22 protein-coding genes are annotated in these 19,413 nt (G+C 69.9%); 9 read left to right on the top strand and 13 right to left on the bottom strand.

Annotated elements, in window-relative coordinates; genetic code table 11:
* Window positions 1–38 precede the first annotated feature (38 nt).
* Entirely contained in the window at window positions 39–1,451 is a 1,413-nt protein-coding gene (locus HF999_RS01730) for a sugar porter family MFS transporter (RefSeq protein ID WP_168544220.1), read from the top strand.
* Between the two features lies 1 nt (window position 1,452).
* Window positions 1,453–2,430, top strand: coding sequence for a carbohydrate kinase family protein (locus HF999_RS01725; RefSeq protein ID WP_168544219.1), 978 nt, complete (start codon window positions 1,453–1,455; stop codon window positions 2,428–2,430).
* Between the two features lie 20 nt (window positions 2,431–2,450).
* Here HF999_RS01725 and HF999_RS01720 read toward each other — a convergent pair whose 3' ends face one another.
* A complete protein-coding gene (locus HF999_RS01720) occupies window positions 2,451–3,737 on the bottom strand; it encodes an adenylosuccinate synthase (RefSeq protein WP_168544218.1) in 1,287 nt (428 codons plus the stop codon).
* Between the two features lie 86 nt (window positions 3,738–3,823).
* Between HF999_RS01720 and HF999_RS01715 the strand changes: the two genes are divergently transcribed.
* Entirely contained in the window at window positions 3,824–4,459 is a 636-nt protein-coding gene (locus HF999_RS01715) for a hypothetical protein (protein WP_168544217.1), read from the top strand.
* On the opposite strand, the gene HF999_RS01710 is transcribed toward HF999_RS01715, so the two are convergent.
* A complete protein-coding gene (locus HF999_RS01710; protein ID WP_168544216.1) occupies window positions 4,445–5,632 on the bottom strand; it encodes an FUSC family protein in 1,188 nt (395 codons plus the stop codon). The genes HF999_RS01715 and HF999_RS01710 overlap by 15 nt on opposite strands.
* Entirely contained in the window at window positions 5,592–6,011 is a 420-nt protein-coding gene (locus tag HF999_RS01705; RefSeq protein ID WP_168544215.1) for a DUF3151 domain-containing protein, read from the bottom strand. Before HF999_RS01705 ends, HF999_RS01710 begins: the two co-directional genes overlap by 41 nt.
* 151 nt (window positions 6,012–6,162) lie before the next feature.
* Between HF999_RS01705 and HF999_RS01700 the strand changes: the two genes are divergently transcribed.
* Both HF999_RS01700 and HF999_RS01695 read left to right on the top strand, forming a co-directional pair.
* Window positions 6,163–7,983, top strand: a complete 1,821-nt coding sequence (locus tag HF999_RS01700) for an Rv0361 family membrane protein (RefSeq protein WP_168544214.1) — start codon at window positions 6,163–6,165, stop codon at window positions 7,981–7,983.
* Entirely contained in the window at window positions 7,980–8,468 is a 489-nt protein-coding gene (locus HF999_RS01695; protein WP_168544213.1) for a hypothetical protein, read from the top strand. The genes HF999_RS01700 and HF999_RS01695 overlap by 4 nt, the downstream gene beginning before the upstream one ends.
* A 25-nt stretch (window positions 8,469–8,493) precedes the next feature.
* Here the strand turns inward: HF999_RS01695 and fbaA are convergent, their stop codons facing one another.
* Window positions 8,494–9,522, bottom strand: coding sequence for a class II fructose-bisphosphate aldolase (gene fbaA / locus HF999_RS01690; protein WP_168544212.1), 1,029 nt, complete (start codon window positions 9,520–9,522; stop codon window positions 8,494–8,496).
* A 50-nt stretch (window positions 9,523–9,572) separates the two neighbouring features.
* Here fbaA and HF999_RS01685 point away from each other — a divergent pair, with 50 nt between their 5' ends.
* Genes HF999_RS01685 through HF999_RS01670 form a run of 4 tightly spaced genes read left to right on the top strand, consistent with a single transcriptional unit; the run spans window position 9,573 to window position 14,518 of the window.
* A complete protein-coding gene (locus tag HF999_RS01685) occupies window positions 9,573–11,444 on the top strand; it encodes a Na+/H+ antiporter (protein ID WP_168544211.1) in 1,872 nt (623 codons plus the stop codon).
* A 46-nt stretch (window positions 11,445–11,490) separates the two neighbouring features.
* Entirely contained in the window at window positions 11,491–12,192 is a 702-nt protein-coding gene (locus tag HF999_RS01680) for a DedA family protein (protein WP_168544414.1), read from the top strand.
* A gap of 9 nt (window positions 12,193–12,201) precedes the next feature.
* Complete coding sequence (locus tag HF999_RS01675; protein WP_168544210.1) at window positions 12,202–12,837, top strand: DedA family protein; 636 nt, start codon at window positions 12,202–12,204, stop codon at window positions 12,835–12,837.
* 31 nt (window positions 12,838–12,868) lie between these two features.
* On the top strand, window positions 12,869–14,518 hold the full coding sequence (locus HF999_RS01670; protein ID WP_168544209.1) for an ABC-F family ATP-binding cassette domain-containing protein: 1,650 nt from the start codon (window positions 12,869–12,871) through the stop codon (window positions 14,516–14,518).
* 51 nt (window positions 14,519–14,569) lie between these two features.
* Here the strand turns inward: HF999_RS01670 and HF999_RS01665 are convergent, their stop codons facing one another.
* From HF999_RS01665 to HF999_RS01625, 9 genes are all read right to left on the bottom strand, one after another.
* Window positions 14,570–14,803 (bottom strand): hypothetical protein, encoded by a 234-nt coding sequence (locus HF999_RS01665; protein WP_168544208.1) that lies wholly within the window; start codon window positions 14,801–14,803, stop codon window positions 14,570–14,572.
* A 46-nt stretch (window positions 14,804–14,849) separates the two neighbouring features.
* Window positions 14,850–15,140, bottom strand: coding sequence for a type II toxin-antitoxin system RelE/ParE family toxin (locus tag HF999_RS01660; RefSeq protein ID WP_168544207.1), 291 nt, complete (start codon window positions 15,138–15,140; stop codon window positions 14,850–14,852).
* Window positions 15,137–15,370, bottom strand: a complete 234-nt coding sequence (locus HF999_RS01655; protein ID WP_168544206.1) for a type II toxin-antitoxin system ParD family antitoxin — start codon at window positions 15,368–15,370, stop codon at window positions 15,137–15,139. Before HF999_RS01655 ends, HF999_RS01660 begins: the two co-directional genes overlap by 4 nt.
* 52 nt (window positions 15,371–15,422) lie before the next feature.
* A complete protein-coding gene (locus HF999_RS01650) occupies window positions 15,423–16,538 on the bottom strand; it encodes a glycoside hydrolase family 76 protein (protein WP_168544205.1) in 1,116 nt (371 codons plus the stop codon).
* A 46-nt stretch (window positions 16,539–16,584) separates the two neighbouring features.
* Window positions 16,585–16,926: a hypothetical protein gene (locus tag HF999_RS01645; RefSeq protein ID WP_168544204.1), complete on the bottom strand. Its 342-nt coding sequence runs from the start codon at window positions 16,924–16,926 to the stop codon at window positions 16,585–16,587.
* A complete protein-coding gene (locus HF999_RS01640) occupies window positions 16,923–17,228 on the bottom strand; it encodes a hypothetical protein (RefSeq protein WP_168544203.1) in 306 nt (101 codons plus the stop codon). The genes HF999_RS01645 and HF999_RS01640 overlap by 4 nt, the downstream gene beginning before the upstream one ends.
* Window positions 17,229–17,456: 228 nt before the next feature.
* Entirely contained in the window at window positions 17,457–18,167 is a 711-nt protein-coding gene (locus HF999_RS01635; protein WP_168544202.1) for a TrmH family RNA methyltransferase, read from the bottom strand.
* A gap of 7 nt (window positions 18,168–18,174) precedes the next feature.
* Window positions 18,175–18,714, bottom strand: a complete 540-nt coding sequence (pyrE, locus tag HF999_RS01630) for an orotate phosphoribosyltransferase (RefSeq protein ID WP_168544201.1) — start codon at window positions 18,712–18,714, stop codon at window positions 18,175–18,177.
* Window positions 18,711–19,403 (bottom strand): TtfA family protein, encoded by a 693-nt coding sequence (locus tag HF999_RS01625; protein ID WP_168544200.1) that lies wholly within the window; start codon window positions 19,401–19,403, stop codon window positions 18,711–18,713. The genes pyrE and HF999_RS01625 overlap by 4 nt, the downstream gene beginning before the upstream one ends.
* Window positions 19,404–19,413: the final 10 nt, after the last annotated feature.

The raw sequence follows: 19,413 nt of genomic DNA, 5'->3' as shown, positions 1-19,413 counted from the left end.
CGCGCGGGCCTCAGACAACCGTGCCCGTGTTCCGACGCATGAAAGCACTCGTGATCCGGAGCGCCGTCGTCGCTGCGACCGGCGGGCTCATCTTCGGCTTCGACACGGCGGTGATCTCCGGCGCCGAGAAGCAGATCCAGGACCAGTTCCACCTGTCCGATCCAGCACTCGGCTTCACGGTGACCACCGCCCTCATCGGCACCATCGTCGGCGCCCTCGTCTCCGGCAGGCTCGCGGACGTCTTCGGACGCAAGAAGGTGCTGTACGCGATCGGCGTGCTGTACGTCGTGAGCGCGATCGGGTGCTCGCTCGCGCCCACGTCATCGGTGGAGGTACTCCAGGCGTTCCGGTTCCTCGGCGGCCTCGGCATCGGCGCATCGAGCGTGTGCGCCCCGATCTACACGGCCGAGATCGCGCCACCGAAGTTCCGCGGCAGGCTCGTCGGACTGGTGCAGTTCAACATCGTGCTGGGCATCCTGGTCGCCTACGCGTCGAACGCCGTCATCCGCACCATCATGGGTGACGACGCGAACGCGTGGCGCTGGATGCTCGGCGTGATGCTCGTGCCCGCCGTGGTGTTCCTGGTCCTGCTCCCGACGGTGCCGGAGACCCCGCGATGGCTCGCCGGACACGGCGACCTCGCGGCGGCGCGCGCCACCTCCGAACGGCTCTGCTCCACGACGGAGGAGGCCGACGCGCAGATGGCCGAGATCCAGGAGTCGCTCGCCGCTGAACAGGGGCGGACGAGGGAGCGGTTCTACACGCGCGGTCACCGCAAGGTGATCCTGCTGGCCGTGGCGATCGCCTTCTTCAACCAGATGTCCGGCATCAACGCGATCCTCTACTACGCGCCGCGCGTGATGCAGGACGCCGGCGCGAGCACCAATGCCGCCTATCTGATGTCCGTCGCGGTGGGCGTGATGAACCTGATCGCGACGATGGCCGCGCTGACCGTGATCGACCGGCTCGGCCGACGCCGCCTGATGCTCATCGGCTCGGTGGGCTATCTGGTCTCGCTCGGCTTCATGGCCGCCGTGATGTTCTACTATGAGAGCGGCGACCGCTCGTTCGACAGCACGTCGTCGATCCTGGTCCTACTGGGATTGATGGTGTTCATCGCCTCGCACGCCTTCGGTCAGGGCGCCGTGATCTGGGTGTTCCTGTCGGAGATCTTCCCCAACCGCATCCGCGCGCGCGGGCAGTCGCTCGGGAGCCTCACGCACTGGGTGTGGGCGGCCATCACGAGCTTCGCCTTCCCGCCGATCATCGGGGCCTTCGGCGGCGGCGTCGCCTTCTCCATCTTCTTCGGGTTCATGGTGCTGCAGTTGCTCTGGGTGATAAAGGTTATGCCCGAGACCAAGGGCATTCCGCTCGAGGAGATGGCCGAACGGCTGGGCCTCGAGTCCGAGACCGTGGGCTCCACCGACCCGCTGGCCCCGAAGGGACATTGACATGACCGACCGCACCCTGTGCCTGGGCGAGGCCCTCATCGACGTCGTGCTGCGCGACGGTGCCGGGAGCGGACCGGATTCCACCGCTGCCGCCACCGAGCACGTCGGCGGGAGCCTGTTCAACGTGGCGTGCGGTCTGGCCTCGCTCGGCGATCCCACATCGATCCTGTCGTGGTGGGGCCGCGACGTGCGCGGCCACCGCATCGCGGAGACCGCCGCACGAGCCGGCGTCGACGTCGTGGCCGGCAGCGACAGCGCCGCCAACACGCCGCTCGCCTACGCGCACCTCGACGCGGAGGGGCGCGCCACCTACGAATTCGACCTGACCTGGGACGTCGGCCCCGTCGGCGACGATCTGGAGCGCTACGGCCACCTGCACACCGGCAGCTTCGCCGCCACCCTCGCTCCCGGCGCCGACCGCGTGCACGAGGTGGTGTCCCGGATCCACGATCACGCGACCGTCTCCTACGATCCCAACATCCGGCCCGCGCTGATGAGCACGCCGACGGAGGTCCTGCCGCGGGTGACGGAGATGATCGCGATGTCCGACGTGGTCAAGGCCAGCGACGAGGACATCGCCTGGCTGCACCCCGACGAGCCGGTCGAGGACGTCATGCGTCGTTGGATCGCGGCGGGACCCGCCATGGTCGTGGTCACCCGCGGACCGTGGGGCGCGTACGCCCTCCTCGCCGGGAACCGCGACATGCTGCACGTGGACCAGCTGACCGTCGAGGTCGGAGACACCGTCGGGGCCGGCGACTCCTTCATGGCCGGACTGGTCTCCGGTCTCCTGGATGCCGGGTACCTCGGCTCGCGGTACGCCGCCCGACGGCTCCGGGCCGCCCAGTGGAGCGACGTCCAGCCCGCATTGCACCGCGCAGTGATCAGCTCGGCGCTCACCGTGAGCCGGGCCGGCGCGTACGCACCGTCCATGGACGAGGTCGAGGCCGTTCGGGCCCGGGACCGCTCGCTGCGCTGAGCTTGTGCGCGGGGCGCGAACTAGACGATGGCGTGCCGGACGATCGTCTCGTCACGGCCCGGGCCGACACCGATGCACGAGATGCGGGCACCGGAGAGCTCCTCGAGCCGGAGCACGTAGTTCTGCGCGTTCTGCGGCAGATCCTCGAACGTGCGGCACTCGGAGATGTCCTCCCACCAGCCCGGCATCGTCTCGTAGATCGGCGTGGCGTGGTGGAAATCGGTCTGGTTGGGCGGCATCTCGTCGTACCGCACACCGTCGATCTCGTAGGCCACGCAGATCGGCACGTTCTCGATGGAGCTGAGCACGTCGAGCTTGGTCAGGAAGTAGTCGGTGATGCCGTTGACGCGGGTCGCGTAGCGGGCGATCACGGCGTCGAACCAACCGCAGCGACGCGCGCGCCCGGTGGTCACGCCGACCTCCCCGCCGTGCTTGGCGAGGTACTCGCCCCACTCGTCGAACAGCTCCGTCGGGAACGGGCCCGAGCCGACGCGGGTCGTGTACGCCTTGAGGATGCCCAGCACCGTCGTGATGCGGGTCGGGCCGATCCCCGAGCCCACCGATGCGCCGCCCGATGTCGGGTTCGACGAGGTCACGTACGGGTAGGTGCCGTGGTCGACGTCGAGGAGCGTGCCCTGCGAGCCCTCCAGGAGGACCGTCTCGCCCCGCTCCAGCGCGAGGTTGAGCTCGAGGCGCGTGTCGGCGATGCGGTGCTTGAAGCTCTCCGCGAGTTCGAGGGTCTCGTCGACCACCTGGCGCGGGTCCAGAGCTCGCCGGTTGTAGATCTTGGTCAGCACCTGGTTCTTGAACTCCAGTGCGGCCTCGACCTTCTGCGTGAGGATCGACTCGTCCAGCACATCCTGCGCGCGAACGCCGACGCGAGCGATCTTGTCCTGGTAGCAGGGGCCGATACCGCGGCCGGTGGTGCCGATCTTCTTGTTGCCGAGGAAGCGCTCGGTGACCTTGTCGATCGCGACGTGGTACGGCATGAGCAGGTGCGCATCGGCCGAGAGCAGCAGGTTCGACGTATCGACGTCGCGCGCCTCGAGACCGTCCAACTCGGCGAGCAGGACCGACGGGTCCACCACGACGCCGTTGCCGATCACGTTCTTCACACCCGGGGTCAGGATGCCCGACGGGATGAGATGCAGCGCGAATTTGTCGCCGTTCGGCAGGACCACCGTGTGGCCGGCGTTGTTGCCGCCCTGGTAGCGGACCACCCACTGGAGCTTCTCCCCCAGCAGATCGGTGGCCTTTCCCTTACCTTCATCGCCCCACTGGGCGCCGATCAGCACGATCGCAGGCATGGACGATCTCCTTCCGGCTCGATACACCTTCACAAAGGAATCACCTGGGTAACGTCGAGCCGTGCCGCAACCTTACAGTAGGTGCGGTGAGCTCCGTGACCCAGAGCACCGTCGTGGTGCGCGCCCCCGATGTCCGTATCCCGGGCAGCCTCCGCGACCTCGAAACGATCACCGTCGACCTCGACTCCGCCAAGACGGAACTGAAGCAGAAGCTGACGTTCCCCCGGCGGATCGTCGTCGCAGGTCCCGATGACCTGCTCGCGGCGGTGATCGCCCGGCTGATGGCATCGGAACGGCTCGATGTGGAAGTGGCGTACACGCCCACCGAGAACTCGCACGCCTCGGCGATCTACCCGCCCGGCGACCCCCTCACCGGCACGCCGCGCGCCGTGCCGCTCGTCCGCGACGACCGCGGCTTCGTCCTCGTCGGCAAGGCGCGGATCACCGGGCCCGACGGCGGCCCCCTGACCGGGGAGACCTTCGTCGACTCGGAGAAGCTGTTCACGGGCCAGGCGAAGGCCGTGATCGTCGAGCCGACCGGCGAGGGCGACGGGGTGCGGGCGCGGATCGGGAAGGGCCTGCGGCGCAAGTGGCTGACCGGCCGCGCCGCGCAGACCGGTGGCCTCGAGCTCGTGGTGACCCGCGACGGCCGCACCGACCCCAGCGTCGTGACCCGGGCGACCTTCTACCGCAACACCGACGACTGGCTACTCATCAGCTGACGTCCGGGGCTTCTTCGGCACGTCGTGCATCTGCGCGACGGCCGAGGTCCGCGACAGGCCCGCCACCTGCAGCAGGTCGACGATGGTCGAACGCAATTGGCCGTAGATCATCACCTCGTTGAGCGAGTCGCTGTCGGCCATGTCGTCGTGCATCGGCAGCTTGTTCGCGCGCCGCGCCGCCGAGCGCAGGACCCGCGCCGCCTCGGCCTGGTCGGGCTGCGCACCCGGCTCGGCCAGCACCACGTCGCGCAGGATCTTGAAGGACTCCGCCAACCGGCCGATCTCGCGGACCAGGTCCGCGTCGATCCGCTCGCCGTTCTGATTCGACGCGACCGCCCGGCGCGACATCACCCGCACGTTGCGGACCGCGTTGTCGAGCGGATCGGCGATGGCCTGCAGCTTGTCCATCCGCGGCCGCGAGCTCCAGAACATCGGCGAGACCTTCGTGATCTCCACGCCGCCCGCCAGGTCCGCCGAGAGCTGGTCCAGGTCCGGCTGGGTCGCCCGGGCGGTCTCCAGCGCCCACTCCAGGGACGAGATGTCGCGGTCGGTCAGGCCCGCGGCGATCGACGCCACGACCCGCCGCATCGTGTCCAGCACCTTCGCGGCGTCCTTGCGGGGGCGACGCGCCGGGCTGTTCGGGATGATCGCGGCGACCACCACGCCGACGAGGCCACCGATGAGCGCGTCGACCATGCGGGTCCAGCCGCCGGTCGACCCCGGCGGAATGAGCGTCGCGACGAGCACCGCCGACGACGCCGCCTGCATCGGCACCAGCGGCCCCCGGTCGGCCAGGAGCGCGACCGACATCGCGATGGCGACGACCAGGCCCAATTGCCACGGCCCGGTGCCGATCGCGCTGATCAGCAGATCGCCGACACCGATGCCGAGGGTGACGCCACCGACCAGTTCCAGGGATCGCCGCAGCCGCTGCTGCAGCGACAGGCCCAGCGAGATGATCGCCGCGATCGGCGCGAAGAAGGGCGAGACGTGCCCGACCACGTCGTGCGCGATGTACCAGGCGACCGCCGCGGCGACCGCGCACTGCAGGACCGGTAGTTTCGCGTTCCAGAGCCGCCTGGTCCGGCTCTGGAGCGTCTGCGGCAGCGCGTTGTGCCGCCGCAGCAGGCGCTTACGCGCCGAGTCCGAGAGCACCCGCGGCTTCGGGGTCACAATCGTTCACCAGGTCGAGGCAGCGCAGGTACTCGTCTTCCTCACCGATCGTCTGCGCGGCACGGGCCAGCGCGGCGACGGCGCGCAGGAAGCCGCGGTTGTTCTCATGGCTGTAGGGCACCGGGCCGAAGCCGCGCCAGCCCTGGCGGCGCAGCTGGTCCAGTCCGCGGTGATAGCCGGTGCGGGCGTAGGCGTAGGCGGTGACGGCCTGGCCCTCGTCGAGCGCGGCCTCCGCGAGGGTCGCCCAGGCCAGCGAGGACGTGGGGAAGTCCGCGGCGACCTCGAGGGCCGGACGGCCCTGGTTCAGCTGCAGTTCCGGCTCTTCGTCGATGTCGAGCAGGACCGGGGGCGGGCCGAGGAGATCTCCGAAGGACGTCATTGCTCCAGTCTTCCATGCTGCGCCCGGCTAAGGGTGGACGACGTGCGTGCCCGCACGACGTACCGGTCGCGGCGGGTGCGCGCCCGCTAGGCTGTCACGTGTTCCGTGTGCGGCGCACCGCGGCGGAGGACGACGGTTCACGAACGAGGGGATGGCGGAAGCGATGGCGCGGGATGACAACCGGGGACCTCTGTCGCGACTTCGTGACCTGCGTGGACGCCTCGCGTCGTGGCCCGCGGCCCCGCTCCACGATCACCCGGAGACCGCCGGCACGCTCGGCAGCGCGCCCGCCGACGCCGTGACGCCGTCGCATTCGGACTCCCTCGCGAAGCTCGTCGAGGACTCCGCGCCCGCCCCGTTGCCGGGTGAGGCCGAGACCACCGTCATCCCCGTCGACGGTGCCGCCGCGCCCGGTACGACGGACTCCGACGAGGCCGGCGCCGGGCCGTCCGATGCCGAGACGCGGGTGCTGCCCGCCGCAGGGCGTGCGTTGCTCGACGAGGATGCTTCCTCCGGGTCCCAGGACGAGGCTGCCGGCACGACCGAGCCCGCGGACGACGCAGCGGATGCGGACGGCGACGCGAGCGATGAGACCGCGGACGAAAGCACACAGGGCTCGCCGCTGCGGACCGTCGGGCCGGTGGTGACCACGTCGCCCGGTGCCGACGACACCGAGACCACCGTGCTGCCCGCCGTGCAGCGCCCGAGCACCGCCGAGACCGCCGCCCTTCCCGTGCAGAGCCGCCCGGCCGACGGTGCGCCTGCGGAGCCCGTCGAGGAGGAGGCGAGCGCTGACGAGGTCGGCGCGGACGAGGGCCCGCAACAGGAGGTCGACGAGGCCGCAGGGACATCCGAGTCCGACGAGGCCGCGACGGCGACGGCGGCGGCGACGGCGACGGCGACGGCGACGGACGAGCACAGCACCGAGAGCGCAGACGAGGCCGACGGTGCCGAAGACGCCGAGGACTCGACCGAGGGCGACGAGCCGGAAGTCGCCGCTGAGGACGAGGGCGACGAGCCCGAGGTCACCGCTGAGGACGAGGCGCCGGCGGAGAACGCAGGTGAGTCCGCGGAGGGGGCACTCGTCGCCGACGACACCGACGAGGACGACGGCGAGGACGACGGCGAGCAGGATCCCACCGCGCAGGATGAGACGCCCCAGGACGAGCCGGCCCAGGACGAGGCGGCCGACGAGAGCGCACCGGAAGCCTCCGACGAGATCGACGAAGCCGCCGGGCCCGAGGCGGCAGAAGGCGACGCGGACGACGCGAGCGAGCTGGACGAGGCCGCGACGACGGCGATCCCGGCGGCAGCACGACCGGACCAGGCGATCATCGACACCGAGCAGACCGAGCTCCCGGACGCGACGCCCGCGACCGAGGCGATCCCACTCGCGCCGCTCCCGGCACCCGCCGCAGCCGGCCCCGGCCTCGCCACTCCCGAGACCGCGCAGGCGACGCAGGAGAGCGCGCCGCGGCAGTCGCCCGAGTACTACGCGCCGGCCGGCGGGCAGGACGCCCCGTCGAAGGGCAAGCGCACGCTGTGGATCGTCGCGGCCGCGGTGGTGGCGATCGTGGCGATCGTCGCGGCGATCGCGCTGCTGCTGCCCGAGTCGGGCTCCGGCTCGTCGGCCGACCCGCGGCAGCAGGCGGCGAACGCGACCACCTCGTTCGTGGGGGCGGTGAACCGGGGCGACCTGACCGCGCTGCGTGAGCAGACCTGTGGCGGCGCCAAGACCTACTACGAGGGCATCGGCGAGGGCCAGTGGCAGCGCGTCTACGACAATGCCAAGGCCGACGGCCTGCTCCCGGAGCTCGACGGCCTGCAGGCCGTGGACGTGCGCGGCGACAAGGCGGAGGTCCAGGTCGAGGTGCACTACGCCGGGAACCCCAGCGCGAAGGTCAACCACACGCTGTCACTGGAGAAGGACGGGGACGCCTGGAAGGTGTGCACCCGCGTCGGAGCGCGATGACCTCGCCGTCCGAGGAGCCGACGCTCCGGAACGGGAAGCCCCTCAAGCCGGCCTCAGCACCGTCGGAGCCCAAGCTCGCGTACTCGGAGGTCGCGAACCCGCCCGCGCCGCGCACCGATCGGATCGCACGCGGCGCCGGGCGGGTCACTCCGCCCCGTCGCACCGCCACACCGCCGATGGCGGCCCCGCACCACATGGCGCCCCGACCGCACCATCAGCACGGTCAGCCGCAGCAGCGGCCGGCGGCTCCCGCGCCCGCAGCGCAGGCCCACCGCGCTGCGCCGCAGCCGGGCCGCGCGCATCCCGCCGCCCCGGCGGAACACCGGTCCGCCGGACAGCGGCAGGCGATGGGCCCCGCACCTGCACCTGCACCTGCACCTGCCCCGAAACGCACGGGACCGCGGCTCACCGGCCCGGAGTGGGCGGCGGCCGCGGCCATGATCGTGCTGGTCCTCGCCGTGATCGTGGGGCTGGCCCTGGCCTGAGGCCGGATCGCCCCAGGAAGCGGAATCACTTGGTGCTGACGGACTTCCCGGCGGAGTGGAGGTCGTTGCACGCCTCGACGACCCGCTCGGCCATCGACGCCTCGGCCTTCTTCAGGTACGAGCGGGGGTCGTAGGTCTTCTTGTTCCCGACCTCACCATCGACCTTGAGCACACCGTCGTAATTGGCGAACATGTGCCCCGCCACCGGACGAGTGAACGCGTACTGCGTATCGGTGTCGACGTTCATCTTCACCACGCCGTACGAGAGGGACTCCTCGATCTCCGACTTCAACGAGCCGGAGCCACCGTGGAAGACGAACGAGAAGGGCTTGCTGCCCGCCGGCAGGCCCAGCTTCTCCGACGCCACCTTCTGACCATCCCCCAACACCGAGGGCCGCAGCTTCACATTGCCCGGCTTGTACACGCCGTGGACGTTCCCGAACGTCGCGGCCAGCAGGTAGCCGTCGGTGCCGAGCGCGTCGACGGTCTTCGCGAAATCCTCGTCCGAGGTGAACAGCTTGTCGTTGATCTCGTTCTCGACGCCGTCCTCCTCACCACCGACCACACCGATCTCGATCTCCAGAATGATGTTCGCCGCCTTGCACTTGGCGAGCAGCTCCTTGGCGATCTCGAGGTTCTCGTCGAGCGGGATCGCCGACCCGTCCCACATGTGCGACTGGAACAACGGATTCCGCCCGTTACGGACACGCTCGGCGGAGATCTCCAGCAACGGCCGCACCAGGCCATCGAGCTTGTCCTTGGGGCAGTGGTCGGTGTGCAGGGCGACGGTGATGTCGTACTGCGCCGCCACCACATGCGCGAACTCCGCCAACGCCACCGCACCGACGACCATGTCCTTGACACCCAAACCCGACCCGAACTCCGTACCACCCGTGGAGAACTGAATGATCCCGTCACTACCGGCATCAGCGAAACCCTTGATCGCCGCATTGATCGTCTCACTGGAGGTGCAGTTGATCGCCGGATAGGCGAACCCACCCTCACGAGCACGATCGAGCATCTCGCGGTAGGCCTCGGGGGTTGCAATGGGCATGGTGTGTCCTCCTGAGCGGTTCTGCGGTTCCAGGTGAAAGACTATCGCCCATGGAGCTCGCAGTCGGGTTGGTCGCGCTCGTGGCCACCGTTCTCGTGGTCAGTGCGCTGTGCGATCGATTCGGGCTGGCGTCGCCGCTCGTGCTCACGGTCGTGGGCATCGGCGTGTCCTTCATCCCGCAGATCCCCGACGTTCCGCTGCATCCCGACGTCGTGCTGCTCGGGCTGCTGCCGCCGTTGCTCTACGCGGCCGCGTCGAAGGCCTCGCTGGTCGACTTCAAGGAACACATCCGCCCGATCGGCATGCTGTCGGTCGGGCTCGTGCTGTTCACCGCGGTCACGGTGGGGGCGGTGGCGGCGTGGCTGCTCGACATCCCGTTCGCCGCGGGTCTCGCGCTGGGCGCGATCGTCGGTCCCCCGGACGCGGTCGCCGCCACGGCGGTCGGGCGCAGGATCGGCCTGCCGCGACGGGTGACCACGCTGCTCGAGGGCGAGTCGCTGTTCAACGACGCCACGTCGATCGTGCTGCTCCGCACCGCCATCGCGGCGATCGCCGGCACCGTCGGATTCTGGCAGGTCCTCGGCTCGTTCGCGCTGAGCGCTGTGGGCGGCACGTTCGTGGGCGTGGTCATCGCGCTGGTCCTGCGTTTCCTGCTGCGGCGCGTCGTCGACCCCGTGCTGACCACCGGCATCACTCTGATCAGCCCGTGGCTCGCCTACCTGCCCGCCGAGCACATCCACGGCTCGGGTGTGGTCGCCGTGGTCGTCGCCGGGCTGATCGTCGCCTACAAGGCGCCCACCGACCAGACCGCGATCGGCCGCATGTCCGCGCGGATCAACTGGAACACCCTGCAGTTCCTGCTGGAGAACTCGGTGTTCCTCCTCATCGGCCTGCAGATGCGGACGATCTTCGAGGGAGCCGCGAAGTCCTCGGTCGGGTGGCCGCTGATCATCACGACCTGCGTGGCCGTGATGGCGACGGTGATCGTCGCGCGGGTGGTGTGGTGCGCCCCGTCGGCCCTCCTCTCGATCCGGATGGGCGAGCAGAGCGAGCGTCTCTCGGCCCGCGAGATGGTGGTGCTCTCCTGGGCCGGCATGCGCGGCGTGGTGACGCTGGCCGCCGCGTTCATCCTCCCGGCCGACTGTCCGGACCGGGAGGTCCTCGTGTTCGCCGCCATGGTCGTCGTCGCCGGAAGCCTGCTGATCCAGGGGTCGACGTTGCCCGGGCTGGCCAAGCTGCTGGGGGTCCGGGGGCCGAACGCACGGACCGACGCCCTGCAGCAGGCGGTGGTCATGCGGGCGGCGATCTCGGCGGGCCTCGAGCGGCTGGACCGGATCGCCGCGAGCCCGCAGAACACCGTCCCCGCGCCGATGATCGAGCGGATCCGGGAGCTCGCGATCACCCGCGAACGGTCGTTCTGGGAACGTCTCGGCCCGGAGGCGAACAACACGCCCGCGGCCCAGGTCCGCGAGATCCGGCTGCAGATGATCGGAGCGGAGCGCGAGGAGGTGCTGCGGCTGCGCGATACGGGCCAGGGCGACCACGAGGTGCTCGAGCAGGTTCTCAGCAGTCTCGACGTGGAGGAGGCGATGCACACGGTGTCCGCGGTGCGCACCGAACGCGTCGCGGTGGCGGAACTGCTCACTCCGCCGTGGTCGCACGAGGAGTGTGACCATCTCCGCGTCGCGGACGCCTTCGCCGACCCGGTGCCGCTCAGCGAGACCTGCCTCGAGTGCGTCGCCGACGGGGACGACCCCGTCGCCCTCCGACTGTGCCTGACCTGCGGGCACGTCGGGTGCTGCGACTCATCCGAGGGCAAGCACGCGACCGCACACCACGAGACGACGAACCATCCCGTGATCCGCAGCTTCGAGCCCGGTGAGTCCTGGCGTTGGTGCTACATCGACGAACTGTTGAAGTAGGACCGGGGTTCGTGCCGGTATTCTGGTCGACGTGCACCTCCACGACCTGACTCTGGCCGCCTCGACCACCATGCAGGCGTTCGCCCTCAAGGACATCACCGATCCGATCGCCGTCCTCAACGCCTTCGGCAGCATCGCTCTCGTGGGCCTGCTGCTGGTGGTGTTCATCGAGTCCGGCGTCCTCTTCCCGGTCCTCCCGGGTGACTCGCTGCTGTTCGTCGCGGGCCTCCTCGCTTCAGCCGGCGCGACTGGCGTCGCAGTGGGTGACGCCACCTACACCGGCAAGGCGATGACTCTCCCGTGGCTCCTGATCAGCGTGCCAGTGGTCGCTGTGCTCGGAGGCGTCGTCGGCTACTTCATCGGCCGTTTCGGTGGATCAACCTTCTTCAAGCCCGACGCGCGCTTCCTCAAGACCAAGTACCTCGACGAGTCGCACGCGTTCTTCGAGAAGTACGGTCCCGCCACGCTGGTGCTGGCTCGCTTCGTCCCGTTCGTCCGTACCTTCGCTCCGCTCGCCGCGGGAGCGGCGCAGATGAACTTCGCGAAGTTCATGATGTGGACGGTCATCGGCGCCGTGGTCTGGGGTGACGGCATCCTGCTGCTCGGCTTCTGGCTCGGCAAGGTGGAATTCATCCGCAACCACATCGACATCATCTTCATCGTGATCGTCCTGGTCTCGGTGCTCCCCATCGCCCTGGGCGCGGCGAGGAAGTACCTCGCGGGCCGCCGCGCCGACGCGGCCGCGTAGGCCCGTAACGTGCTCGAGTTCGTCCAGAGCGCCGGGCCGGTGATGATCTGGCTCATCGTGGCCGGGTTCGTCTTCTGCGAGTGCGCCTTCATCATCGGGCTGTTCCTGCCCGGCGACTCCCTGCTCCTCACCGCAGGCCTCGCGATGGCTACGACGGGCCACTCCTCGATGTCGGTGTGGGGCCTCGCGGTGGCGGCGTTCCTCGCGGCGATCGCCGGCAACAACGTGGGCTACCGGATCGGCGTGCGGATGGGCGACCACGTGCTCGCCAAGAAGGACGGACGCTACCTCAACGCGCACAACCTGCACCGCGTCAAAGAGCTGATGGACAAGCACGGTTTCTTCTCGGTCCTCATCGCGCGCTGGATCCCGTGGGTCCGGACGCTGTGCCCGCTGGTCGCCGGCGCGGTCGGGATGAACAAGCGCACCTTCACCCTCGCGTCGGTCCTCGGCTCGCTGATCTGGGCGCCCTTCCTGCTGCTCGTGGGGTACTACGCGTCCTCCGCGTTCAAGGACTACAAGTACGTCCTGGACTGGGCCCTGCGCGGGATGATCGTCATGCTCGTCGTCGGGACGATCATCGGGATCGTCGGCTACCGGCGGGAGATGTCCAAGCAGAACGTCACCGTCGATTTGGAGCACTGATGGCCGCGCTCGGACGTCCGGTGGCCCGACGGTGACCGTCCTGACGACCCGGGACCTGTCGGTCGCGTACGCCGACCGGACGCTGTTCACGGGCCTCGACCTCGTGATCGCACCGGGTGAGGTGGTCGGGCTGGTCGGTGCGAACGGCGCGGGGAAGTCGACGCTGCTCAAGCTTCTCGCCGGCGTCGGTGCCCATGGCGCACCGGACGTCTCCGGCACCGTCGACCTGTCCCCAGCGGACGCGTCCGTGGGGTACCTGGCCCAGGAGCACGAGCGCCGGCCCGGGGAGACGGTGGCGCACTTCGTCGCCCGGCGCACGGGCGTCGCGGCGGCGCTGGAGGCGATGGACGCGGCGGCGCTCGCTCTCGCGGACGATCCCGAGGACGATCAGTACACGCCCGCGCTGGACCGGTGGCTCGCGCTCGGCGGCGCGGACCTGGACCAGCGACTGACCTCGATCCTCGACGAGGTGGGACTCGCGGACGCCGACGCCGAGATGACAGGGCTGTCCGGCGGGCAGGCCGCCCGCGCGGGGCTGGCCGCGGTGCTGGCGTCCCGGTACGACGTGCTGCTGCTCGACGAGCCGACCAACGACCTCGACCTCGCGGGCCTCGAACTGCTGGAGCGCTTCGTCACGGAGACGTCCAGCGCGACGGCCATGGTTCTCGTCTCGCACGACCGGGAGTTCCTCGCCCGCACCGTCACCACGGTCGTGGAGCTGGACCTCGCGCAACAGCAGATCGGCGTCTACGGCGGCGGCTACGAGGCGTACCTGGTGGAGCGAGACGTCGCGCGCCGGCACGCCCGCGAGGAGTACGACGAGTACGCCGGGAAGCTGTCGGGCCTGCAGGACCGCGCGCAGATGCAACGGAACTGGATGGAGCACGGGGTGCGCAACGCGCGCCGGAAGATGCGCAGCGGCGACCCCGACAAGGCGGGCCGCAAGGCGCGCCTCGAGTCCACGGAGAAGCAGGCCTCGAAGGCGCGGCAGACCGAGCGCGCGATCGAACGACTCGAGGTGGTCGAGGAGCCGCGCAAGGAGTGGGAGCTGCGGATGTCGATCCTCGCTGCCCCGCGGAGCGGAACGGTCGTGGTCACGGCGTCGGGCGCGCGCGTCGACTACCCGGGGCTCACCGTCGGGCCCGTGAGCGTGAGCGTCGAGTACGGCGACCGGATCCTGCTGACCGGACCGAACGGGGCCGGCAAGTCGACGCTCCTCGGGCTCCTGCTCGGGCGCATCGCGCCGTCCACCGGGACGGTGGCGCTCGGGTCCGGGGTCGAGGTGGGCGAGGTCGATCAGGCGCGCGGCCGTTTCCTGTCCGACGGTCCGCTGCTGGACACCTTCTGCGCGGAGGTGCCGGACACGCCGCCCGCCGACGTGCGGACGCTGCTGGCCAAGTTCGGGCTGCGCGGGCACCACGTGCTGCGCCCGGCAGCATCGCTCTCCCCGGGAGAGCGCACCCGCGCCGCGCTCGCGCTGCTCCAGGCCCGCGGGGTGAACCTCCTCGTCCTGGACGAGCCGACGAACCATCTCGACCTGCCCGCGATCGAGCAGCTCGAGCAGGCCGTCGAGTCCTTCGACGGCACAGTGATCCTGGTGACCCACGACCGCCGCATGCTCGACACCGTGCGCGCGACGCGGCGCTGGCGGATGGACGGCGGAGTCTTCAGCGAGGACTGAGGACATCGTTTCGGGCGACCCGGCGGCGCGGGGGGCATACATGAATACCGGTCAACGCTTACCGTCGGACGGTGGCTCGTGGTCAACGTTGCCGATGTCGTAACCGGACGGCGGCACGTTCCGCCATTCGTCCTCGTCTCCGAGCGTCCACTTGCGGAAGCCCGGGGTGAAGCCCCCTGACCATTCGCCCCGCTTCTGCCGTCGGCGCACGACGACCATGAGAACGATCGGAACAAAGGTCACCGCGACGGCGAGCCCGACGATGACAACAATCCCTGCATCCACATGTTCATCATGGAGCATCGTCGCAACGGTTCGCTCGTGACGGAGATCAGAGGTGGCGCGAGGGATCCATACGCTGATGGAGAATCCGGATGACATCCACCCCGTGATCGCGCTCGCGGTAGTAGATCAGGTGACTCCCGATTCCGTAGCGGCGATAGCCGTCGCGCACCTCATCACACCGTCGGCCCCTACTCGGCTCTGCAGCGATGCGTTCGAGAGCGGCCCTGATCTCGGACAGGTAGGTCTCCGCTTGACCAAGGTCCCAGCGTTCCTCCGTGAAGTCCCAGATGGAGGAGAGATCACTTCGCGCGCCGGGGGTGAGCCGATACCTGCTCATGCCTTCTTGTCCGCGATGAACGCGTCGAAGTCGAAGTCCTCGGGCGGGCCACTCTCCTCGCCCGCGACCAATGCAGCACGGAGCGCAGACATCCGCGTTTCCTGATCCTCCAGCAGCCGTAGGCCGGCGCGCACGACCTCGCTCGCGGATCGGTATCGCCCCGTTGCCACTTCACGAGCGAGGAACTCCGAGAAGTGATCGTCCAGACTGATCGAAGTGTTCGACGCCATGGCGAGAGAATACCAATTATTGGTATCCGCCGAGGCCCTCGGAGGCCGGCTCTCAGTTCCGCGCCAGCGCCGCGGCGGCCTCCATCGCCATCCAGCCGCCGATCTGCACGGACAGGTCCCGCTCGGGGGTGCTGCTGCCGCGGACGGTGCCGCCTGTGAAGTAGGCGGGGGTGTCCGTGGAGCCCGGGATCCGGGCGTCGCGGGTCCAGTCCGCGGAGAAGATGACCCGCCCGTCGATCTCGCGGGTGCCGTGCCACGCGGCCTCGGCCGAGGCGAGGACGATCTCGGCCGCAGCCTCGCGGGCATCGTCGGCCCCCGGGCCGCGAAGCTGCAGCGCCGCAAGCGCCAGGTAGCGGATGAGGATGCCGTTGAACAGGCCCCCGTCGCCCCCGCCGCCGCCCGTGACGACTCCGTCCTCGGTCATGTGCTCGGAGACCGCGGCGATGAGCGCGGCGGTGCGCTCGGCGTGGCGCGGCGCCAGGTCCGACGAGAGCTCCGTGTCCAACCCGATCGTGACGCCCTGGTTGTACGAGTACTTCTCCGGGTAGCGCTTCCCGCCCTCGGGATCCGCGTAGTCGCCGTCGACCCCGTCGTCGATCAGCCCGGTGGCCGGGTCGAGGAGCCGGCGCTGCAGCCAGTCCGAGGTCTCCTCGGCACGCTCGAAGCGGCCCATCCGGGCCAGGAAGATGCCGGCGGGACCGTTCGCCGGGGCATTGAGGAACAGCCCCTTCGTGCGCCAGGTGATGCCGCCGCCCGCCTCGGGTACCCACGCGTCGTACAGCTCGTCACGCAGGACGCGCAGCCGCCGCGCGGCGTTCAGGCCCGCGTGCCGCTGGGCCCGCTCCAGCGCCAGCCCCATCCACGCCATATCGTCGTAGTAGGAGTTGGTGACGCGCAACAGGTTCCGCAGCCTGTGCCCACGGGCGATCCGCAGCACCAGCTTCCTGGTGGACGGTGCGCCGTCCCGCACGTACGCGTCCACGGCGACGTCGAGTAGGTGGGCCTGCCACCAGTAGTTCCAGCTGACGAACAGCGCGTCCCGCCGCGAGGCGGGATAGGCGGGCATACCGAGGCGCGTAGCGGGGATCCCCCAGACGGGCCGCAGGTGCCGCTCCACCACCGCCGCCTGCGCCGCGGCGGCGCGTTGATTCCACTCGACCACCGTCATGGTGACATCACATCACGACCGGCCGACAGGTGTGCGCCTCGGCAGGTCAGAAGGGACCCGGATCATCCACCTTGCCGTCAGCGAAGTCGATGAGCTGCTGCGGAACAGACAGTTTCTGCCGCCGCCGGCCGGCGATCGACACCCTCGCGGCAGCCCGTCGGACGTTCATCGTCCTCAACTCGGACCGCTCCCTCTGAGTCATCCCGGGGCTCGGTAGCATCCATCCCGCAGGTGCTGAGATACCGGGCTCATCGGCCTTGCCATCGGCGAAATCAATGAGTTGCTGTGGGACCGGAAGCTTCTGCCGCCGCCGACCCGCGATCGACACCCGTGCGGCGAGGCGACGGATCCGGAGATCATGACGAGTGCCCTCCTCCACGTTCGTCATTCCATCCCCTCCTGACCTTCTGGATCCATGTCGTTTTCGTCCACGGTACGCATGTCACCCACCATTGTCACCAGCCCCGACTCGGTACCTGTGATGAGCGGCGACGCTGTGAGATCCTCGAGAATCCGCCACCCGAACGACTGTTCCGCCTCGGTTCCACTGAACGCCAGAGCCAGCGCCCACTGGAACCGGACCCACCATTCCTTCCGATTGTCCGCACGATGCTTCTGCGCGAGCGTGACGATCGCGATGACGAATGCCGCCAGCGCTGCACCCAACGCGATCCATGCCTGTGCCTGCATGTCGAACTCCTTCCCCCCGATTCCGCAGGCTACGACGGGGCACCGACAACTCAGGCGCGGAACACGGCCATAAGGCCTACCGTGGGTGCATGGGTGATTCGGGGATCGAAGGCATGGCGCAGACACGTACCCCTGGGGCATGGAGTGGCCTGGTGACCGTCGTGGACGATTTCGAACTGACGGACGGCGACCTGGCCGATTGGTACAGCGAGTAGGGCCCGATAGGCGTCACCAGGACGCGTCGAGGTCCGCGTGCTCGCGGATCCAGGCGTGCATGGCGATGCCGGCCGCCACCCCCACGTTGATCGAGCGGGTCGAGCCGAACTGGGCGATGGACACCGTCGAACCCGCCACGTGCCGCGCGCCCCCGGAGACGCCCGGGCCCTCCTGCCCGAAGAGGAGGAGGCACCGTCGGGGCAGGGACGCGCGTTCCAGCGGCACGGAGCCCGGCAGATTGTCGACGGCGATGATGGGCAGGCCCTCGGCGGCGCACCAGGCCGCGAGCGCCTCGGTGTCCGGATGGTGGTGCAGGTGCTGATAGCGGTCGGTCACCATGGCGCCCCGACGGTTCCACCGCTTACGCCCCACGATGTGCACCGCCTGCGCCCCGAAGGCGTTCGCGGTCCGCACGACGGTGCCGATGTTCGCGTCGTGGCCCAGATTCTCGATCGCCACATGGAAGGGGTGCCGGCGGGCGTCGAGGTCGGCGACGATCGCCTCGCGCGTCCAGTACCGATACGCGTCGACGACATTGCGGCGGTCGCCCTCGGCGAGCAGCTGCGGGTCGTAGCGGGGATCGACCGGCGCCGGGACCCCGGGGTTCTCCGTCTCCCACGGCCCCAGCCCGACGGTGTGCGGCCCGGGCAGGCCCGTCACCCACTCGGTCGGCCCGAGGTCGGGATCGTGCTCGGGAACCGGCCCGGGCTCCTCGCCGGTCACCGGCCCGTCAGAGCCCGAGGTCGGAAAGGCCCAGCACCGAGCGGTACTCGAGGCCCTCCGCGGCGATGACATCGGCAGCGCCGGTGGCGCGGTCGACGACGGTCGCGACGCCGATCACCTCGGCGCCGATCTCCCGGAGCGCACGCACCGCCGTGAGCGGCGAGTTGCCGGTGGTGGTCGTGTCCTCGACGACGAGGACGCGCTTGCCCACCACATCAGGCCCCTCGACCTGGCGCTGCATGCCGTGCGCCTTCGCGGCCTTGCGGACCACGAACGCGTCGATCGGCCGGCCGGGCGCGTGCATCACGGCGGTCGCGACGGGGTCCGCGCCCAGGGTCAGCCCGCCGACGGCGGCGTAGTCCCAGTCCGCGGTGAGCTCGCGCAGGAGCGCTCCGATGAGCGGCGAGGCCTCGTGGTGCAGCGTCGCGCGGCGCAGGTCCACGTAGTAGTCCGCCTCGCGGCCGCTGGAGAGTGTGACCCTGCCGTGCACCACGGCCAGCTCACGCACCAGCTCGGCGAGCCGCGCCTTGTCTGCCCCGGCGGTCACCGTCGTCGACCCTCCGAACGGACGGGCTCCGGCTGCCCCGGATCCCGCGGGCCGCCCGAGGCGAGCACGCGGGCGTGGCCCTCCGGCGGCAGGACGCGCAGCAGGTCGCCGAACCGGCGGACGGCCTCGAGCGCCTCATCGAGGTCCTCGGGATCGTCGGTGGTCGGCATCGCCGCCAGCGTCCACTCCCCCTCGTTCCAGAGCGATTCGATGTGCTCGGGCACCTGCTCGGCGAAGGTGATCATCCGGCGGTCGGCCACGCGGCGCGCGACCTCGGCGTTGTTCGTGTACAGCACCCGTGGGCCGAGCGAGCCCAGCGGCTCCATGCCCGGCTCGGTGGGCGGGAGCGCGTTCCCGGGCCGCAGGTCCAGGAACGCGCCGGACGACGCGCCCCGGTTGACGGCCGCGACCGTGACCACGTCCTGCAGGTCGAAGACGTAGGCGGCGGCTCCGAAGTAGGCACCGTGGGCCACGTCGATGATCGCGGGATCGCCGGCGACCGCCATGCCGCCGCGGTGGAACTCGTCGTGCAGCGACGGGTCCGCCGCCGTGTAGACGAACTCCCTCGCCGCGGCCCAATCGGCGCGCTCGGAGTGCATGTTGGGCGAATGGGTGCGCTCATACCAGATGAGCGCGGCTGCGAGCGCCGCGCACGCCACCGCGAGAATCAGGAACACTACGTACGACATCGACACCTAC

This window comes from Tsukamurella spumae (assembly GCF_012396015.1).
GTDB classification, from domain to species: Bacteria; Actinomycetota; Actinomycetes; order Mycobacteriales; family Mycobacteriaceae; genus Tsukamurella; species Tsukamurella spumae.
The sequence above is the reverse complement of the archived record's forward strand: the minus strand, read 5'-3'. Positions and strand labels throughout refer to the sequence as shown.